The sequence below is a fragment of the Streptomyces inusitatus genome (assembly GCF_014651115.1).
GTDB lineage: Bacteria > Actinomycetota > Actinomycetes > Streptomycetales > Streptomycetaceae > Streptomyces > Streptomyces amakusaensis.
This window is the reverse complement of record NZ_BMWG01000001.1, coordinates 383431-398989: the sequence shown is the minus strand read 5'-3', so window position 1 is coordinate 398989 and position 15559 is coordinate 383431. Positions and strand designations below refer to the sequence as shown.

The 15559-nt window shown below is 70.5% G+C and carries 20 protein-coding genes and 1 pseudogene; 10 read left to right on the top strand and 11 right to left on the bottom strand.

All coding sequences use genetic code 11. The features are described from left to right. The first annotated feature begins 25 nt into the window (after window positions 1-25). Window positions 26-484 (top strand): NUDIX domain-containing protein, encoded by a 459-nt coding sequence (locus tag IE247_RS01760; RefSeq protein WP_190121391.1) that lies wholly within the window; start codon window positions 26-28, stop codon window positions 482-484. A 46-nt stretch (window positions 485-530) separates the two neighbouring features. Here IE247_RS01760 and IE247_RS01755 read toward each other — a convergent pair whose 3' ends face one another. Together IE247_RS01755 and IE247_RS01750 are read right to left on the bottom strand one after the other, a co-directional pair. Further along, entirely contained in the window at window positions 531-737 is a 207-nt protein-coding gene (locus IE247_RS01755; RefSeq protein ID WP_190121020.1) for a DUF397 domain-containing protein, read from the bottom strand. Next, entirely contained in the window at window positions 734-1573 is an 840-nt protein-coding gene (locus IE247_RS01750; RefSeq protein ID WP_190121390.1) for a helix-turn-helix domain-containing protein, read from the bottom strand. The genes IE247_RS01755 and IE247_RS01750 overlap by 4 nt, the downstream gene beginning before the upstream one ends. A gap of 103 nt (window positions 1574-1676) precedes the next feature. Here IE247_RS01750 and IE247_RS01745 point away from each other — a divergent pair, with 103 nt between their 5' ends. The 8 genes and pseudogenes from IE247_RS01745 (at window position 1677) to IE247_RS01710 (ending at window position 7738) form a co-directional block, all read left to right on the top strand. Continuing rightward, on the top strand, window positions 1677-1883 hold the full coding sequence (locus IE247_RS01745) for a hypothetical protein (protein WP_190121019.1): 207 nt from the start codon (window positions 1677-1679) through the stop codon (window positions 1881-1883). A gap of 1033 nt (window positions 1884-2916) precedes the next feature. Next, window positions 2917-3201: pseudogene (locus IE247_RS34080) on the top strand (DUF6879 family protein); the annotation flags it as partial. Further along, window positions 3104-3355 carry an SPASM domain-containing protein gene (locus IE247_RS34940; RefSeq protein ID WP_190121018.1) on the top strand — a complete coding sequence of 84 codons (252 nt, stop codon included), beginning with the start codon at window positions 3104-3106 and terminating at the stop codon, window positions 3353-3355. The pseudogene IE247_RS34080 and the gene IE247_RS34940, both read left to right, overlap by 98 nt. Before the next feature lie 102 nt (window positions 3356-3457). After that, complete coding sequence (locus tag IE247_RS01735; protein ID WP_190121017.1) at window positions 3458-3796, top strand: hypothetical protein; 339 nt, start codon at window positions 3458-3460, stop codon at window positions 3794-3796. Between the two features lie 437 nt (window positions 3797-4233). Next, window positions 4234-5067, top strand: a complete 834-nt coding sequence (locus tag IE247_RS01730) for a class I SAM-dependent methyltransferase (RefSeq protein WP_190121016.1) — start codon at window positions 4234-4236, stop codon at window positions 5065-5067. Between the two features lie 6 nt (window positions 5068-5073). After that, window positions 5074-6120, top strand: a complete 1047-nt coding sequence (locus IE247_RS01725; protein ID WP_190121015.1) for a protein-L-isoaspartate(D-aspartate) O-methyltransferase — start codon at window positions 5074-5076, stop codon at window positions 6118-6120. An 884-nt stretch (window positions 6121-7004) separates the two neighbouring features. After that, window positions 7005-7511, top strand: a complete 507-nt coding sequence (locus IE247_RS01715) for a hypothetical protein (RefSeq protein ID WP_190121433.1) — start codon at window positions 7005-7007, stop codon at window positions 7509-7511. Beyond that, window positions 7508-7738, top strand: a complete 231-nt coding sequence (locus IE247_RS01710) for a hypothetical protein (RefSeq protein WP_190121014.1) — start codon at window positions 7508-7510, stop codon at window positions 7736-7738. The genes IE247_RS01715 and IE247_RS01710 overlap by 4 nt, the downstream gene beginning before the upstream one ends. A gap of 49 nt (window positions 7739-7787) precedes the next feature. Here the strand turns inward: IE247_RS01710 and IE247_RS01705 are convergent, their stop codons facing one another. The 5 genes from IE247_RS01705 to IE247_RS01685 all read right to left on the bottom strand — a co-directional run bounded on the left by IE247_RS01705 (window position 7788) and on the right by IE247_RS01685 (window position 11697). Next, window positions 7788-9020, bottom strand: a complete 1233-nt coding sequence (locus IE247_RS01705) for an NsdA family TPR-like regulatory protein (RefSeq protein WP_506005030.1) — start codon at window positions 9018-9020, stop codon at window positions 7788-7790. 259 nt (window positions 9021-9279) lie between these two features. After that, window positions 9280-10140: an alpha/beta fold hydrolase gene (locus IE247_RS01700; protein WP_190121012.1), complete on the bottom strand. Its 861-nt coding sequence runs from the start codon at window positions 10138-10140 to the stop codon at window positions 9280-9282. Window positions 10141-10181: 41 nt separating this feature from the next. Continuing rightward, window positions 10182-10790, bottom strand: a complete 609-nt coding sequence (locus IE247_RS01695) for an HAAS signaling domain-containing protein (protein ID WP_190121011.1) — start codon at window positions 10788-10790, stop codon at window positions 10182-10184. Then, entirely contained in the window at window positions 10787-11188 is a 402-nt protein-coding gene (locus IE247_RS01690) for a PadR family transcriptional regulator (RefSeq protein ID WP_190121010.1), read from the bottom strand. Before IE247_RS01690 ends, IE247_RS01695 begins: the two co-directional genes overlap by 4 nt. Window positions 11189-11274: 86 nt before the next feature. Further along, the gene (locus IE247_RS01685; protein ID WP_190121009.1) at window positions 11275-11697 is read right to left on the bottom strand and encodes a VOC family protein; all 423 of its coding nucleotides are present in this window, start codon (window positions 11695-11697) and stop codon (window positions 11275-11277) included. A gap of 63 nt (window positions 11698-11760) precedes the next feature. On the opposite strand from IE247_RS01685, the gene IE247_RS01680 reads away from it, so the two are divergent. Next, window positions 11761-12720, top strand: a complete 960-nt coding sequence (locus tag IE247_RS01680; protein WP_190121008.1) for a helix-turn-helix transcriptional regulator — start codon at window positions 11761-11763, stop codon at window positions 12718-12720. Window positions 12721-12844: 124 nt separating this feature from the next. Here IE247_RS01680 and IE247_RS01675 read toward each other — a convergent pair whose 3' ends face one another. The 4 genes from IE247_RS01675 to IE247_RS01660 form a co-directional block, all read right to left on the bottom strand. Then, window positions 12845-13306, bottom strand: a complete 462-nt coding sequence (locus IE247_RS01675) for a hypothetical protein (RefSeq protein ID WP_190121007.1) — start codon at window positions 13304-13306, stop codon at window positions 12845-12847. Window positions 13307-13393: 87 nt separating this feature from the next. Continuing rightward, on the bottom strand, window positions 13394-13669 hold the full coding sequence (locus IE247_RS01670) for a type 2 periplasmic-binding domain-containing protein (RefSeq protein WP_190121006.1): 276 nt from the start codon (window positions 13667-13669) through the stop codon (window positions 13394-13396). Window positions 13670-13727: 58 nt separating this feature from the next. Continuing rightward, on the bottom strand, window positions 13728-14900 hold the full coding sequence (locus tag IE247_RS01665) for a YncE family protein (RefSeq protein WP_190121005.1): 1173 nt from the start codon (window positions 14898-14900) through the stop codon (window positions 13728-13730). Next, complete coding sequence (locus tag IE247_RS01660; protein WP_190121004.1) at window positions 14897-15493, bottom strand: ankyrin repeat domain-containing protein; 597 nt, start codon at window positions 15491-15493, stop codon at window positions 14897-14899. The genes IE247_RS01665 and IE247_RS01660 overlap by 4 nt, the downstream gene beginning before the upstream one ends. Window positions 15494-15559 lie beyond the last annotated feature (66 nt).

The window sequence follows — 15559 nt, the reverse complement described above, 5'->3', positions numbered from 1 at the left end:
CCTTGTGAACGAGCACGAGGCGAAGATGGCCCACCCCCGCATGGCAGCTGGTGTTCTCTTCTTCGACGAGGTCGATCGCGTCCTGCTCGTCGAGCCGTCCTACAAGGACTACCGCGATATCCCGGGTGGATACGTCGAGCGCGGCGAGTCACCCCTGCGGGCCTGCGCGCGAGAGGTCCAGGAGGAGCTGGGCATTGCGCCTCGGATCGGCCGACTGCTCGTCGTGGACTGGGCACCGAATCCGGGAGAGGGGGACAAGGTCCTCTACCTCTTCGACGGCGGCCTCCTCGGCGCGGAGCAGCGTCGGCGGGTCAGGATCCAGGCCGACGAGCTTCGCGGCTACGACTTCCACCCCGCCGAACGGCTGCCGGAGCTGACCATTCCCCGGCTCGTACGCCGGATCACCGCCGGTATTCGGGCTCGGGCGGACGGCTCGACCGTCTATCTGGAACATGGTGAGCCGCCGACACTCGGCGGAACCTGAAGGACGCCCGCCGGACCGACGGACGTCCTTAGGTGCGCGCGCCGACTCAGGCGGCGGCGCGGGCGAGGGTGACCAGTCCGGCGAACGCGGTGCTGGACAGGAGAAGGACCGGGCCGGCCGGGTTCTTGCTGTCCCGGATGGGGACAGTACCGGTGACGGACACGTGCGACGGGGCCCATTCGACGCAGGAACCACCGTTGTTGCTGTAGCTCGACTTGACCCAACGGAGGGGGGAGTCGGTCGTGGTCGTCACGGGGTGCCCTTTCGTAGCTGTTCGATCATGGCGACGGATTCAGCTTGGGAAGCCGCATGGGTCTGGAGCTGATGATATCTCTTCATCAGCGGTACCACAGAGGTGAGTTCGCGGTCCAGATACCCTTGGCTCTGCGATTCGGTGTAGGCCATCAGAGATCTGTCGTGCATCGTCAGAAGGTTCACCAATCGGTCGAACGGCCTGAGTGCCCCCATGGAGTACGGGGCGATCTGAAGCGAGGTGTTCGACAGTTGTGAGAACTCGATCAGTCGTGCGAGCTGTTCGTCCATGACGCTCTGATCGCCGATGGGGCGGCGGATGCAGCTTTCGTCCAGCACCGCGAAGATCAGTGGCGGTGGCGTCTGAACGAGGGCGGCCTGTCGCTCTATCAGGAACTCCACCCGCTCGGCGGCCTGCTCCGGCGTGATCTCGTCTCGCTGCACCGCGCCATTGGCAAGTTCCTGTGCGTACGCGTGTGTCTGGAGCAGTCCTGGGACCAGCCCTGCGTCGAACAGCCGGATCTCCGCCGCCTGGGACTCGCGCATCAGGTACTCCGGGAAGCCCTCCATCAGCGAACCACGCTTGATCTCGTAGTACGCCCGTTTGAAGGATTCGACCTTCCCTGCGATTCCGAAGGCCATGTCGGCGCTCACTGAGCTTCGCAGAGTTGGCGGCTTCCGAGCAGTTTCAAGCGCCGAAATATGCTGCCCGGAATATTTCATCCGGTCGGCCAACTGCTCCTGCGTCCACCCCCGCGCTTCCCTCGCCGCCCGTAGACGGGCTCCGTAGGCCGCCAGTGGCCCTTCTTCAGGGTCGAGTTCCTTGATATTTACGATGGGAATCAATCCTTCCTTCGCCTCTGGCCTGTTGAAGAGTTCCCAACTCCCCGCCACGCTGGGCCGCCCAGAGTAGTGGAAGCGCTACGGAGAGGAGTGGGGAATGGCGATGCCTGACGCTTCCGAATTCCCTGTACCAAACAACGTTCTCGCGGTCGGCGACATCGCCTACGACACCCAGTCCAAATCCCTCGGCGTCCTCATGGCCGAATACGGCACCCTCTACTTCCTCCGCCCCCTCGGCGGCGGCCGCGAATGGGACACCCCCAAGACCAAAGTCCGCCCCGCCACCCCCACCGACCACCCCTGACCCGTCCCCCCCCAATCCCCCCTGGCCGCACACCAGGGGAGGGGAGAGTGCGCCCCGCACCCTCCCGGCCCCGGCCGTCCATTCCCCCGCCACGGCCGGGGCCACCCACCCCAGAACAGGAGCCCCCAGTGCCACGCCGCACCCCAGCGGAGAAAGCCGCCGCCCGCAACCGCCTCATCTCCGACCGCACCACCGTCATCAACCGCTACACCCATGGCGATTCCCTGAAAGCCATCGCCCGGACGTACGACGTCCACGCGCCGTGGCTGGCCGCCCGTCTCACCCGCTGGGGCGTCCGGGTTCGTACGCACGCGCACGCGACCTCACACACTCACGTACTCAGGGACGCCGAGACCGGGGCCGTAACGGCGATTCGCTGCCCGGATGTTCGGTGTGGGCGGGGTGCTGGTTCGGCTTCGGGGTGAGGGGGTGGTGGGAGGGGTTGTTCTTCGGTAAGTAGCCGACCGTGCCCCGCCCGAGAGGTTCCCCGCACGTGCGGGGCCGACTGCCGCACCCCTCGGCGACCAGCCGGCGACCCGAGCTACCCCCGCGCGTGCGGGGCGGACGCGACCCCGACAAGCGCGCCCTCCCCAATCAAAGGGCTACCCCCGCGCGTGCGGGGCGGACCCCAGGCCGATGTCGACATCACCGGCAACCGGTGGGCTACCCCCGCGCGTGCGGGGCCGACGTCCTGCCCCAGCCCGCCCGGCAGGGGCTCCAGGGGCTACCCCCGCGCGTGCGGGGCCGACACTTCCTGACCTGGGGCGTTGTCGCGTGATCATGCTGTTTTTCTTTACCTGCTTCGCTGCCCAAGCGCTGTTCACCGCCACAGGGCCACCTTGCAGCACCGTACCCGCCATCACGGCCGCCGCGCTGCCGTTCCTCCTCGGCAGTCGTCTCAGGATCGTCCCATCGCTGTTGCGCGCAACTACTCGCCAGTCGACCCATTGAGCAATCTGCTGCAACTTCGCGGTGCGCGGGAGCTGTTCCGAGCATCCTGTTCCTGAGCCACACTTCAACGGAGGACGCCCACATGACACTCAGGTTCATCGGCACGACCAGCGGCGATGGCGACTGCCCCACCCTCTACGAGATCGAGGGCACCGATCAGATCCTCGTCCAGGGCGACCGAGAGACCGACCCGGGCCATCTCGTCCAACTGCGGGACGTTAAGGACTCCGAGACGTTCGTCCGAGTGCCGCGAGATCTCCTCGTCCGCTATGCGCCGCGCCTCCCCGCGCCGGAGCTGCAACCGTTCCCGTCGATCGCCAACCTGTTCAGGGAGTTCAAGCACACCGCCTGGCGTCTGGAGACGCGGCATCAATGTCGGCAACGTCCGTGAGGCGTCCCTGACGGCCATCTGGAACGGCGCCGAGATGGCAACGGCAAGGACTCAGATTGAGCAGGCCACCAACCAGGCGTGCGCGGCCGGGCCGGTCTGCCTCCCCGCGTGCGGGCCCTGCCTCCCGTGATCCCGTGAGGGGGACCGTGCCCCCAAAGGCCCCGCCCGACTCCCGAACGCTGTCTACGATCGCTCATCGCTCACCCAACCGATCGAGCCGGAGGCAGGCACCATGGACGATCACGGCGACGACTTCACCGCGTGGATCGAGGGCCACAGACCGGCAGTGGAGCGTGCGGAGGAACAGTGGCACCGGATCGCCATGTACGTGAGGCACGCTGCGAACAAGGTCGGCCCTACTCTTCCTCTCTGCCTCGCCGGGGAGCCCCAGGAGTGTGGACGTGACGGTCGGCACCACACCCTCGCCTGGGCGGCAGCCCTGAAGGCCGCCGCCCAGCATGTGATCGAGACCAGCGCGGACAGCCCGGCCGAGACCTCGTACTACTCGGGCCAGATCTATCAGCGAAGGCTTGCCGTCCTCCGCACCCAACCCGCCCGGCACCCTGACTGAACCCGAACCGCCCCGGCCTGTCCCCCGTCGTAGACAGGGCGGGGCCAGTCATCATGTCCGTGATTTTCGGTGAACTTCATCATCGCCGAGGCCATCCGCCACCACGAGACGATCGCGAGTACCCCGCTGAGCAGGGAAGGCCGACCCGGACGATACCGGGACGGCCTCTTGAAGATCGGGGCTACCCCCGCGCGTGCGGGGCCGACGGTGTGGGTTCCCCTTTGGACGTTGATGGTGACGGGCTACCCCCGCGCGTGCGGGGCCGACACTTTCTGACCGGGGGCGTTGTCGCGTGATCATGCTGTTTTGCTTTACCTGCTTCAAGGGTCGCCCAGGCGCTGTTCACCGCCACAGGGCCACCTTGCAGCACCGTACCCGCCATCACGGCTACCGCACTGCCGTTCCTCGTCCACTCCAGCCGAAACGGACAGTAGGCAGTGACTGACACCCGCAGCACCGCATGGGACACCTACTCCCAGAGCAAGCCCCAGCGGCGGAAGACCAACGCCAACGGTGAGACCACATGGTTCAACTGGACCCAGTACCCGGATCACGGCCCCGGGGTCGATGTGCTCAGACTCGCGCCTGGAGACAGCGTGCTGGACCTCGGGTGCGGGTCCGGAGGGAACGCTGCTCACCTCGCGGCGATCGGTATGCGGGCCGTGGGGGTCGACCTCTCCGCCAGGCAGCTCGACAAGGCGCGTGAGCGATGGCCGGGCATGGACGGGATGGAACTCCACCAGGCCGATGCCCTCGCCCATCTCAAAGACGCGGTCACGGTCTTCGACGCGGTCTACAGCGTGTTCGGCGCGGCCTGGTTCACCGACCCCGGACTGCTGCTGCCGGCCGTTCACGCGAACCTCAAGCCGGGGGGAGTGTTCGCCTTCTCCCAGCGGCCCCCGGTCGAAGGGTGCTACGGCTGCCAGGCCTCGTACATCCCGCGTGGGCCCGACGAGGACCCGGCCGTCGTCAAGCGGTGGGACTATGAGCCCGCCGCCTGGGAGTTGATCCTCAAGGAGCAGGGCTACGCGGACGTGTCGGCCTCCGTGATCTCCCCGCCCCCAGGGAGTCGGCGCACGGGCACGCTGTTCGTCCGGGGCAGCCGCGATCACGGGCCGGAAGGTCACCTGGTGCTTCGGCGTACGGTTCGCGCCCCCGCCGGCGGAGTACCACACCACTCCGTCCATCTGAATCCCACCAGCCCCGACGCCGTGACTTTCACCCGATCGGGGCGGTTGAGCACGCGAGTTCCCCACCCTCCTGAGGAGTGAACAGCGTTGAGCGCACCCGCCGTCGACGCCCCGGTGTCCCCCGCAGTCGCCAAGTCCGCCGAGTCAGTACCGGAGCGGCACTACACCCATCACGACGGACGCGGACCCACCGTCCACCGCACCAACGCGGTCTTCGTTCACCGCGACATCTCCTACCTGGACGTGGTCGAAGGCGCGAGGGTGCTGGAGATCGGGACCGGGTCCGGCTACTCGGGCGCGCTGCTCGCCCACCTCACCGGCCCCACCGGCTCGGTGACCAGCCTGGACATCAACGGGTATCTCATCCGCTGGGCCAATCTCATCCACCACCGGCGCGGGCTGACCCACATCCGCTGCCACACCGCCGACGGAGTCGCCGGCTATCCCGGCTCCGCCCCGTACGACCGCATCGGGGCCTGGTGCGCGCCGCCCCTGCTCCCGAAGGCGTGGGTGGATCAGACCGCCGACTGCGGCCGGATCGTCTCCACCCTGCCGGTCGCGGCGATCCCGGACCTGACCGTGCTCGCGGTCATCCGCGTCAACCACGGCCGACCCGAGATCGAGACCGTCACCGGCGGCAACTACATCGATGCCACCCCTTCCCCGAAGCCCGATCTCGACCTGCCCGGACGCTGGATCGACTGGGAGACCCGGGCACCCGAGCATTCCTGGGTGTCCATCGCCTGGCGCGAGAACGACGACTGGCACAGCTCCGGTGCCCGCGCCACCCTGGAACGCCTGAGCAACCCCGGCCACGCCGAGGACCCGGCCGCCGACGCCCCCTGGAAGCCGCTCCAGTACTGGGCCGCCTCCACGGCCGACCCCGGCCTGACACTTGTCCGCCTCCCCGACGGAATGCTGTTCGGACACTCCACCCCCACCTCCGCCGCCGCCCTCACGCAGGACGGCAAGATCGTCGCGGACAGCCCCGGTTCCCCGTCCCTCGCCGTCGTCCGAGACTGGATCACCGGCTGGAACGCCGCCGGACAGCCCGGCCGCGCCGACTACTCCCCCACCCTCATCCCCACCAGCGGACCGGACGGCGCGGGCTGGAACCTGCGGCTCAGCCGCTAGCACCCAGGCCGCCCGGACGCACCGCCCTGGCGTGTGCCACCCAGGCCGCCCCGCTCCAGGTTCACGGCGCGGCGGCGGCCAAGGGCAACGTCAAGGCGCTGACCGCGCACGCTTTCTATGACGGCGGCAAGACTTGGGCCAGGTTGAAGGTCGTGAAGGACAGGGCGGCTTTGAAGAACCCGGCCAAGCAGGGTGGTAGCGCGCAGGTGACCGTCTACAACACCTTCTTCGGGAAGTGGGCGGCTGGGCCCCGCACGGGAGGTATCCCCGCACGCGCGGGGCGGACACCCGGAGCGGCGGCGCATACGTCTCGCTCGGAGGGCTACCCCCCGCGCGTGCGGGGCCGACGTCGCCGAGCGCCTCGCCGCCGACACTCGCGACGGGCTACCCCCGCGCGTGCGGGGCCGACACTTTCTGACCTGCGGTGTTGTCACGTGACCATGCTGTTTTTCTTTACCTGCTCCGGAGGCAGCCCCAAGCGCTGTCCACCGCCACAGGGCCACCTTGCAGCACCGTACCCGCCATCACGGCTACCGCGCTGCCGTTCCTCGCACACTCCAGCCGAAACGGACAGGCAGTGACTGACACCCGCAGCACCGCATGGGACACCTACTCCCAGAGCAAGCCCCAGCGGCGGAAGACCAACGCCAACGGCGAGTTCAACTGGACCCAGTAGCCGGACCACAGGCCCGGGGCCGACGTGCTTGACCTTGCGCCCAGAGGCGCGGTGGGGTCGGTCACCCGATCGTGTTGAGAGCGCCTGGTATCCGTTTCTCTGTCCCGGCCGGGCTCTAGCGTGGCCGCTTCGAAGGCTTCGCGAACGAAGGTGAGGGCCGGGCATGGGGCCGGTGTGGAGCATCCCCCTGGCAGGGGCGCGTGTTGAGGTGCCGTCGAGTATCGGGGGCGTCCGCGCGGAGCTGGAGCCGGAGAAAGCGGCGGAGTTCGACGCCGTGGTCGCCCGGACTCCGGCGAAGCATCTCGTCTACGTGATCCTCGACTGGACCCTGCCACCGGGCGCGGCGGAGTCGGATGCGACGACGGTGGGGCGGCTCCGCAGCGGGGACTTCTCGGGGGTGAGGGACGGCGACGGGAAACCGGTCGCTCCGACGCATCCGCCGCTGGACGAGGTGGAGGGGGAGACCGCGCCCACGGTGTGGTCCACCGGCTTCCCTGTGGGTGCGAAGACGTTCCCGGCGACGATCGAGGGCATTCGGCAGGCGCTTGACGAGGACCGGCGGGCGGAGTTCGAGGCGGAGATCTCCCGTACTCCGGGGCATGAGTTGACCTATGCCGCACTGCGCTGGGGATATCCGCCGGAGGATTTGGCGGAGGAGGACGCCCTTGTCGCCGAGCTGAGGGCGGCCTACCAGGGGCAGGGGGAGGGACGGTGAGCTGTTACCGGATCACCTACGCGGGCGAGGGGGAGAAGGTCTACCGGCAGATGGAACCCCGGTTCAGGGCTCAGTTCGACGCCGCGATGCAGACGACCCTGGCGAAGGACCCCTACGGGCACGGCTCTGCCCCGGCCGACCCCGGGAGGGAGCCGGACCGACGGTCGGCGACTATCGCCGGTCCGCCCGCCTTCGTCGTCACAGCGGTCAAGATCATTCATGGTTGATCCGGCTTGGAACTCGTCTGCTGAGAAGACGGACGGCCTGCGGACGGGGCTACGCGGTCAGGTAAGCGGCTGCCCGGTCGGTGAGGTTACGGGCGTCGGGGTCGTGGGGGTACCGGGCAAGGCGGGTGCTCAGGTCTTGGGCGGAGTCGCGTACGCGGGCGGACTGGACGCCTTCGGCGGCGTCCAGGAACCGGGTCCAGGTGCTGAGGGCGCCGTCCAGGTCGCCCTGGCGGAGGTGGAGGGCGCCGAGCTGGCCGAGGACGTTGGCGCGGCTGCGGCGGCTGTCGAGGCCGTGGACGGTCAGGGCCTGGTGGAGCTGGGCCTGGGCACCGGTGAGGTCGCCCATCTGGGCGAGGATCAGACCGGAGACGTGGGACCAGCGGCCGATGGTGAAGTGGGACGCCCATGAGGTGGTCGAGGGGGCGTCCCAGTCGTGCTCGATGTGGGTCTGGGACAAGGCCAGGGTGCGGGTGGCGAGGCGGTGGTCGCCGTCCAGAGCGGCTGCCTCGGCGAGGGTGACCTCGTAGTAGGCCCGTGCCCGCAGGTCGTTGATCCCTTTTGCCCGTGCGACACATCCCTCCGCCAGTGCCAGGGCCCGCCCTCGGTGGCGTGGGCCGGCTTCCATGGTCTGTGCGGTCAGCCCGCGCAGGGCGGTGGCGGCGAGTTCTTCCTCACCGGCTTCGTCGGCGAGCCGGTAGGCGTGGACGTAGTAGTCGTGGGCGGCGGATTCGTCATCCTCGTCCTGGCTCATCCAGCCGATGAGGTGAGCGAGCCTGGAGCTTGCCGCGTACAGAGCCCGGCCGGTGGCTTCGGTGTAGCGGCCCCTGAGCCAGGGGCCGACGTTGTGGGTGAGATAGCTGACCGCGAGATGGCGGATGTGACCGCCGCCGTACTCGGCGGAGTTCGCACCCAGGACCTGTGCCATCTGCCAGACGGCCTCGACCTCGCCGTAGCCGACCCTGACACCTCCGTTCGCCGCGTGAACGCGCCGGGTGACGGCTTCGGCGTCGGAGATACCGAGGAAGGCGAGGGCTCCGCCGCCCGAGGCGGTGAAGAAGCTGCGACGGTCCATGCTTCCGCTCCTTGCGAGGGCCAGGATCGAATCCACGGTATCGACGTGATCGGCCCTGCGGCCGGGGAAGGCGGTGGCTTTGTGGGTGAAGGTGACGGACAAGTAGGGCGGTAGCGCGCACAGGTGACCGTCTACAACGCCTTCTTTGGGAAGTAGGCGGCTGGGCCCGTACGGGAGGGATCCCCGCGCGCCAGTGCGGGGCCGACCCACCCCACTGGTACGAGGTGCCCAGCGCGGTCGGGCTACCCCCGCGCACGCGGGGCCAACCAGTCATCAGCAAGCTGCGCGCCGAAGCCCGGGGGGCCACCCCCGCGCGCGGGGCCAACGGCGTGGCGGCCGCGCGGACTCGGAGCTGGTAGGGGCCACCCCCGCGCGCGCGGGGCCAACACTTCCCGACCCGGGACGTTCTCACATGACCATGCTGTTTTCCTTCATCTGCTCCAGAGCTTCCCCCCGCCCCGGCAAAGCCCTACCTACCCACAACCCCCCGCACAAAGCGCCGAAGGTGACTACGCACCACCTCAGGCCGCTCCACCCAAGGCTCGTGCCCCGCGCCCTCGATACGGGTCAAGGGAAGCCCGAGCCGGAGTGAGAGTGATTCGAGTGCCGCGAGAGGCCGGGGGTCTTCGGTGCCGGCGAGGAGTTCGGTGTGTTCGGGCAGGTGGGCGCGGAGGTCGGTCAGGTGGTCGTCTAGGGGATCCGTCAGGGCTTCCGCGTTGAGTTCGCGGTTCATGGACCAGTTGACGGGGCGGCGGTCGCGGGCGGCAATGGCTGCTTGGTGCAGGCCGTGTTCGGGGTCGGCGTGGTCGGTGAACCAGGAGAGGGTGAGGAGTTCGACTTCCTGGTCCTCGGTGCGGTGGGGGAGGTCTTTCAGGGTGCGGAGGCGGTCGCGCTGTGCGGGGGACATGCGGCGGAGGCGTTCGGCGCGGTATGCGGTGTGCCAGGCGCCGGTGAAGGGGCCGCACATCAGGAGGGTCGCGGCGACGCGGGTGGGGTGGCGCAGGCAGAAGCGGACGGCGAGGTCGGTGCCGTAGGAGTGGCCGATGAGGATGGCGCTGGGTAGGTCCCGGGCGTCGAGGAGTTCGGCGAGGTCGTCGGTGTGGCGGGTGAGGGTGTGGGGGCCAGGCCAGGGGGATTGGCCGGTGCCGCGTTGGTCGTATCGGTAGGTGGGGGCGAGGTCGGCGGTCATGGGGGCGAGGGGGCTGAGGTAGTCGGGCAGGCCGGGGCCGCCGTGGAGCAGGATCACGGCGGGGCGTCGGGTGGTGTCGCCCAGGGCGGTCCAGTGGAGCCGCGCTCCGTCGGTTGTCGATACGAGACCTTGGGTCGTCATCGAAGTCACCGCGGAGAACCTACCGGTGTCGCCGGAGGGGCTCAGACGCGGCGGGTACGCCAGAGCCAGACCGATGTGCCGGTGATCAGGGTGAGTGCGCCCAGGCTGCCCAGGAGGGCCTGGGTTTCGGGTGCCGCCCAGCCGCTGATCAGGTTCCAGGTGACGAAGAGGACGGTCGGGACGACGACGGTGAGCAGGACGCCGGTGGTCTTCTGGACGGCGGTCCAGTGGACGGAGGTGCAGAGGAGGACCGCGCCGATGAGGCGGAACAGGACGCCGAAGACGGGGCCGGGGTCGAATGCCGCGTCGGGGCCGATGGAGAAGACCATCGTGAAGGGGAGGGAGAGGGTGAGCATCAGGAGCGGGACCAGGGGGTGCACCTTGCCGCGACGAGCGGGAGCGGCGGCACCGCCTTCGGTCATGGCGGTCTCGCCGCCCGCCTCGGACAGGGCGGTCGCCGCGATCGTACGGGGGTCTCCCAGCTCCGCGAGGATCTCGCCCGTCGCGACGCCCGGGCGTTCGGCGCGCGTCACCTCTATGTGTTCGGCGAGGTCGGCGAGGAGTTCTTGGCGGCGGTCGGCGGGGAGTGCGGAGGCCTCGCGTTCGACGGCGGAGAGGTAGTCGCGTACGGGGTCGGCGGAAGTCTTCATGCGAGGTCTCCGGTGGAGGGGGAGGGGGACGGGGAGGGGGACGGGGACGGCGGGGCGGTCAGGAAGGTGTCGACCGCGTCGCGGAAGCCGGGCCAGACGCGGGTGAACTCGTCGAGCGCGGCCCGGCCGCTCTCGGTGAGCGCGTAGTAGCGCCGGGGCGGGCCGGAGGCGGACTCCTGCCAGGTGGTGGTGACCAGGTCGTCGCGGCGGAGCCGGGAGAGCAGGGGGTAGACCGTGCCCTGGCTGGTGGCCAGGGCGCCGGAGTCCTCCAGGGCGTGGAGGAGTTCCACGCCGTAGCGGGGGCGGTCCCGCATCAGGGCGAGTACGCAGTACTCCAGGACCCCTTTGCGCAGCTGGGTGGCCGCGCGGGCCTGCTTGGTCGGATCGCCTGGTTCCATGCGATGCAAGATACCTGGTTGGGCAAGTGAATGGGAAGGGGGGCGGGGAGCCCCTCGACGGCCCCGCCCCCTGTCGGTCGGGGTGCTCAGCCCAGCGTGGAGAGGCAGAACGGGTGGCCGGCGGGGTCCAGCAGGACCCTTCGCTGCTCGGGGTGCGGCTGGAAGGCGGGCTCCACGGCCCCCAGGGCGAGCATGCGGGCGTGGGCGGCGTCCAGTTCGGCGGCGTCGACGCCGAGTTCGAGGTGGGCTTGCTTGCCCTGGGAAGGGTCCGGCCAGGTCGGGGGCCGGTGGTCGGCGACGCGGATGAAGCCCAGTCCGGGGGAGCCCTCCCGGCCGAGGAGGACGAAATCGTCGCTGGAGAGGGCGACGGGCAGGCCGAGGGCCTCGCCGTAGAAGCGGGCCAGCTCGGCGGGGTCCGGGCAGTCGAAATCGACGGACAGGACGCGGATCGCCGGTGCGGTGGCCGGTGCGGTGACGGGTACGGGTTCGGTGACGGGATCGGTGCTCATGGGAGGGACGTTAGGACGGGACCAGGACAGATCCGGTCCTGGTCGTGGGGCACACTGCGGGACGTGATCAGCACCTCCGCCCGCCTGCTGCGCCTGGTCTCGCTGCTGTCCGCGCGGCCCGCCTGGACCTGTCGCGAGCTGGCCGGGCGGATGGCGGTCACCGAGCGCACGGTCCGGCGGGACGTCGCCCGGCTGCGGGAGCTGGGGTACGGCGTCGAGTCCGACCCGGGGCCGTGGGGCGGCTACCGCCTCGGGGGCGGCACCCGGGTGCCGCCGCTGGTCCTCGACGACGAGGAGGCGCTGGCCGTGGCCGTCGCGCTGCGGGAGGCCGCGCGCAGCGGCGTACTCGGCGGTGACCAGGCCGCGCTGTCGGCGCTGCTGAAACTGCGGCAGGTCCTGCCGCCGCGGATCGCGGACCGGCTGGGCGAGATGGACGCGACCTTCGTGCACACCCCCAGGCCCGAGGAGCCGCAGATCGGGCCCGGCAAGCTGCTGGAACTGGCCGCCGTCTGCCGCCGGGGCGAGCGGACCCGGCTGTCGTACCGCGACCACGCGGGGAGGACCACCGTCCGGGAGGTCGACCCCCACCGGCTGGTGCGCACGGGCCACCGCTGGTACTTCGTCGCCCGGGACGTGGCGCGGGACCAGTGGCGGACCTTCCGCGCCGACCGGGTGCTGCGGGCGCTGCCGACCGGGCGACCGGCCGAACTGGGCGACCCGCCCGACCCGGCCCTTCTCGTCGCCCAGGGCATCGCCGGTGTCGTCTACCCGCTCTACGCCACGGTCCGGCTCCCGCACCCCATGGACCGGGCCCTGCGGATCGTCCCGCCGACGATCGGCGCCCACCGCCCGGACGGCCCCGACGCCACCGTCGTCGAGATCGGCGGCAACGACGCCGACCAGCTCGCCGCGTACCTCCTCGGCCTGGGCACCCCCCTGCGCGTACTGTCCCCGGACACCGTCCGGGAGACGCTGCTGTGCCGCGCCCGGGAACTGTTCGAGGAGAACGACGGCTCCCGGTGACAGGCCCGGTGGCAGGCTCGGTGACAAGCCCGGAACGCCGAAAGGCCGTGCCGCCGCCTGGTCGGGGCGGTGGCACGGCCTTTGTGCGCGGACCCGTTCACACGGGCCGGGAGAGCCGGTTCGCTCAGACCGGGACGACGCTGGTGATGGTCAGGGCGACGCCGTCCTTGTGGGTGACGGTGACCCAGGGGGCGTACGAGAGCTTCTTCAGCGTCTCCTCGAACTCGTCGGGCGTGCAGGTGTACGGGAGGGGCTCGTCCTTGAAGCAGAGGTCGCCCATCCGGTCCTTGATCTTGGTGTCGATGGCGAGCCACAGCGCCTGCCCCGTCTTGCCGTTCGGGGTAACGATGATCTTGCCGGGGGCGAGGTACTCGACCTGTCCGACGATCTTCTTGGTCTTGGACTTCCTCTTGGAGGGCGGCGCGGTGGGCGCGGCGTGCACGGCGTGTGTGGCGCGCGCGGCCTCGGCGGACACCGACGCGGGCTTGGCGTTGGCCTGGGCCGTCGTGACGGCTCCCACCACGCCGACGCCCATGGTCAGGCAGACGGACGTCACGGCGGCGATGACGATGTTGCGCGTACGCATGGTGAAGATTCCCCTCGTTTTGGTGTGCCGCCGCTTCCCCCGGTTCCCCCCGGTTGGCGGCACACATCGAAAACTACGGGGCTGTCCTCACAGCTCTCCTGCTGCTGTGTAACAGAGGCCGCACGGGTTACGCGCGGAATGCCATACACCGGAAGATCGCGGTGTCTCAGTGCCAGCCTCGGGGATGACAGTGGTGTCGACGACATTGGAGAACGCGAACACGAACAGCGCGTAGTAGGTCCCGTCCGGGTCCACGAAGTCCGGGTCGACCCGGTCCAGACCCTCGGGCCGGAACGGCCGGAGCAGGCCCCGCTCCTTCCAGTACGGGAAGTCGTTGACGGTCTGCACATGCACCACGTCCACGCGGTTGTCCCCGCGGATGTGCTGCGCGTCGATCCGCGCGCTGCGCGCCCGGGGCGGATCACCCGCCGAGCACCGCGATCCCCAGCGGACGCACCCCGCCGGGCAGCCTGCGGGTGGTCTCCTCTTCGAGGTCGACCACGGTGATGCCGTCCCAGTACCCGTCGCGGGTGAAACCGCCGGTCACATAGGCGGTGCGCCCGTCCGCCGAGACCGCGACGTCCTCGTGGGGGCCGTCGAGGGGGATCACGCGCTCGGTGCCGTCCTCGGTGCGGACCGTCAGCGAGGCGTCGCGGTCGCCGGAGCCGATCGGGCCGGTGCCGACGGCGAGCAGGGTGCCGTCCGGGGTGAGGGCCGCGCCGTGCTGGTGGGTGTCGGCGGTCATGCGCTCGATCGTGACCCGGCCGGTACGGGGGTCGAGTACGGCGAGGCGCTCGCCCTCGAAGGGGAGCAGCAGCCGGCCGTCGGCGCGGACCGCGGCGTAGTGGGGCTTGAGCCAGGAGCCGAGGCCGCCCTCGGTGCCGTAGGGGGCGACCTCGTGGCGGCGGGGGCGCAGGTCGTCCGTGCGGACGGCGGTCACGTCGAAGGAGTCGTGGTTGGTCGCGTACACCTCGCGGCCGTCCCGGGAGACGTCGACGTCGAAGGGGCGGCGGCCGACGGGGACGGTCGCGGTGACCTTCCGGGTCGCGGTGTCCACGACCTCCAGTACGCCCGGGCCGTCCGGCACATTCACACCGACGTAGAGCCGCCGGCCGTCGGGGGAGAGGGCGATGCCCATGCCGCCGCCCCGGTACTCCCCGGTGGTGACGGGGCCGGAGTCCGTACGGTACGGAATCCGGCCCAGGCCGGTACGGGTACGGGTGTCCACGATCGCGACGCCCTCGGCGGTGGCGACCCAGGCGCGGCCGTCCGCGCCGACGGCGAGGCCGTAGGGGGCGGTGCCCACCCGGACGGAGGCGAAGGGGCCGCGCTCCGGGTCGAGGAAGGTGACGGTGTCGCCGCCGAAGTCGGCGACGAGGAGGGTGCCCGGCGGGGTGGCGCGGCCGGGGCTCTCGTCCTTGGGCACCGGGGCCGGGACCGGGGCCGGGGCCGGGGTGGCGGTCCCGGTGGCGGTCGCGGCGGGCCGGTCGGGCGCGGGGTCCGGGGCCGGGTTCGGGTCCGCCGCGGCGCATCCGGCGAGCAGCGCGGCCACCACGGGGGCGAGGACCAGGGCCGCGCGCGAACGGCGGTTCACCGGGCCGCTCGCAGCAGGGTCGCGATCTCCTCGTACCCGCGGCGCTCGGCGTGCAGCAGGGCGGTGACCCCGTCGGCGTCCGCGAGCTCCGGGCGCGCGCCCGCCGCGAGCAGTGCTTCCACGATCTCCTGGTGGGCCGGGCCGCCGTCGCCGAGGATCACCGCCTCCAGCAGGGCGGTCCATCCGAGGTCGTTGACGTGGTTCACCTCGATGTCGGTCTCCGCCAGTACGGCGCGGACATAGGCGACATGCCCGCGCTCGCTCGCCGGGATGACCGAGACCCCGCCGAAACGATTCCGCAGCCGTACGTCCGGGTCGCCGCGCAGCAGGACCCGCATCATCGCGACGCTGCCGGTCACCCCGGTGACCAGCCAGGGGCTGTCGTGTCTGCTGTCCTGCGCGTCGGGGTCGGCACCCGCCTCGATCAGCGTCCGGGCGACCGGCACATGGTCGCCGAGCGCGGCCAGCAGCAGCGGGGTGCGCAGATTCGCGTCCCGCGACTCGATCCCGGCCCCCGCGGCGAGCGCGCCGCGCACCCCGGCGTCGTCACCGCGTCCGGCGGCCTCCAGCAGTATGCGGTCAGCGGTGGTCACGGGCGGCTCCCAACGAAGGCGGAGAAGGTCCCCTCCATCCTCCGCCAAGGACCGGAAGCCGTTGCT